We start from the raw sequence: 2,620 nt of genomic DNA on the forward strand, positions 1-2,620 counted from the left end.
TGGCTTGTTTTCTAGTGACATTCTGGCGTATATTGACCCCCTAGACATTTATTTTTGATTCATTCTGGAGCATATTGACCCCTTTGGGTAATTGTCTTTGATGAATTCTGGAGCATGCTGACCCCTTTGGGGTTTTGATCCTTAAGATTTTTGATGTCGTTGATAAATGGTTTTGGAACTTTAGCGAAGATAATTTCAACGCTAATCGTACTCCAATGGCTGGAAAACCAAAACCAATGAGTCAGATAAAACAATTAATCATACTCCGTAACCAAGGCAAAGGGATCAAAACGATCGCCCGATTGCTCTCTATGAGTAAAAATACGGTGAAAACTTATCTTATTAAGCTCGATAAGTTGGTAATTAATCCTGAATGTTCGGATGTTGTAAGCAACTTGCTTAAGCTAGAAGAACCGGAACTTTACGCCTATTTTCACCCCGGAAACCCCGCCTATAAGGACGATCGATACGAGCATTTTAAGTCCAAAATAGCATATTTTTTTAAGCAGTTAAAGTTGATAGGTGTAAGCAGGCAAATACTCTGGGAAGAGTACAAACAAGCCTATAGCCAGGGTTACTGCTACTCTCAGTTTTGTTATCACTTGGATCAGTGTGAACCAACGAAGCGAAAGACTTCTTCGGTTCTCCTACACCAGCCTGCAGAAAAGTTATTTATTGACTTTGCCGGAAAAACGATATCATACATCGATGCCAGCACAGGGGAGATTGTTGAATGTCAGCTCTTTGTAGCTTGCCTTCCCTATTCTGACTATGCTTTTGCTATAGCCGTTAGAAGTCAGAGCCTACCCGATTTTCTTTTCGCTTTGACACGCTGTTTAGAGCACCTTGGGGGAGCTCCTAAGACGATCGTACCCGACAACCTAAAATCAGCCGTCACCAAAACCGACCGCTATGAGCCAGAGATCAATCAAACTCTGCTGGACTTTGCCAACCATTATGCAACTACCGTAACCCCAGCAAGGGTGCGTAAGCCTCAGGATAAAGCTTTGGTTGAGAATCAGGTTAAAATACTTTATTCCAGGGTATATGCTAAGCTTCGAAACATACAGTTCTTCAGCCTGAATTCGCTGAATGAATCGATTGCTTTGATGGTTGAAAAGCATAACCAAACCAGGATGCAGCAAAAGGCATATTGTAGGGAGGAAAAGTTCCTTTCCCAGGAGAAGTTATTATTGACTAAACTTCCTGAGGAGCATTTTGAGTTGCGCCATTATGCGGTGCTTACTGTAGCCAAAAACAACCATATTTATCTGGCTCGTGACAAACACTATTACAGTGTGCCATTTAGGTTGATGGGAGAGAAAGTGAAGGTCGTTTATACTCGTAGTATGCTCTCTGTCTACCACGATGGCAAAAAGGTTGCCGCACACCCCAGGAGCAGTAAACTGGGAGCGTACTCGACCAATAAAGAACACTTGTGCTCTCATCATCAGCACTATAGAGATCGAAGTCCGGACTATTATCGAGATCTGGCTCGAAAACGTTCTAAGGAGTTCTATGAATATGTAACGCTCTTATTCCAGCAGAATATTTATCCTGAGCAACTTTACAGAACCTGTGACGGACTGTTGGCTCTAAGCCGAAAAACAACTCAAGAGAAGTTCAATATGGCTTGTAAAATAGCGATTGAGAATCGTATTTGCTCTTACCGTTTTGTGAAAAAGATGTTGGAAAACAACACGGTATATCTACAGCAAAAAGAAGTCCCCAAACCCCTCCCAAAACACGGGAACGTAAGAGGAAAAGACTATTATCACAAGTAAACAAATATCTTTAAACAAAAACAAAAATGAATCAAATTGAAACGCAAATGAGTCGGTTAAAACTTCACGGAATGGCCAAATCCTGGACTGCCCTAAAGGAAGTAAGGAAGAATCAGAGCCTATCCTTGGCCGAAGGGCTAGAGATCATGTTGTTAGCTGAAGAACACGAAAGGGATAACCGTAGATTTAAGCGACTGGAGCTCAACGCTGGATTTAGGTATCAAGCCTCTGTAGAAGAGCTAAAACTTGACCAATCAAGAGGACTAGACCCGATGGTACTGACTACCCTTACCACCGGCGATTATATCGCCAAGGGCGAATCGGTATTGATCACAGGAGCTACCGGATGCGGTAAAAGCTACTTGGCGTCGGCACTGGGTCATCAAGCGTGCGTACTAGGGTATAAAGTGGCGTATCTTAACATGCAGAAACTGATGTTGAAGTCCAAAATGGCCAGGCTGGAAGGGACCATCCTAAAGTACTTCGATAAGCTTGCGAAAACTGATTTGTTAATCATGGACGATTTTGGTCTGACACATCTGGAAAAGCAGCAGCAGATGGACTTTATGGAACTTATAGAAGACCGACATGGAAAGCACTCAACCATTGTAGCTAGTCAATTGCCCGTATCGAGCTGGTATGACGTGATCGGAGAGGAAACCATAGCAGACGCCATATTAGATCGATTGGTACATACTTCGTATAGAATCGAGCTGAAAGGCGAAAGTTTAAGAAAAAAACTGTAAAATTGTCAGACCATTGGAGTCTACGCTCCAAAACTATTTATAGAGGGGTCAGTATCACCAGAAGGGGGTCAGTATAGAACAGAATATGCA

2 protein-coding genes are annotated in these 2,620 nt (G+C 42.5%); both read left to right on the forward strand.

Translation table 11 applies throughout. The features are described 5' to 3' along the window. Positions 1–236 precede the first annotated feature (236 nt). Entirely contained in the window at positions 237–1,784 is a 1,548-nt protein-coding gene (istA, locus tag CLV98_RS23040) for an IS21 family transposase (RefSeq protein ID WP_229203548.1), read from the forward strand. Positions 1,785–1,810: 26 nt separating this feature from the next. Further along, positions 1,811–2,530 (forward strand): IS21-like element helper ATPase IstB, encoded by a 720-nt coding sequence (gene istB / locus CLV98_RS23045; protein ID WP_109678476.1) that lies wholly within the window; start codon positions 1,811–1,813, stop codon positions 2,528–2,530. The last annotated feature ends 90 nt before the right edge of the window (positions 2,531–2,620 follow it).

This window comes from Dyadobacter jejuensis (genome assembly GCF_003149085.1).
GTDB classification, from domain to species: Bacteria; Bacteroidota; Bacteroidia; order Cytophagales; family Spirosomataceae; genus Dyadobacter; species Dyadobacter jejuensis.

Coding starts and splice junctions, on each gene's coding strand:
- istA (WP_229203548.1), top strand. CDS start 237: ATGAGTCAGATAAAACAATTAATCATACTCCGTAACCAAGGCAAAGGG.
- istB (WP_109678476.1), top strand. CDS start 1,811: ATGAATCAAATTGAAACGCAAATGAGTCGGTTAAAACTTCACGGAATG.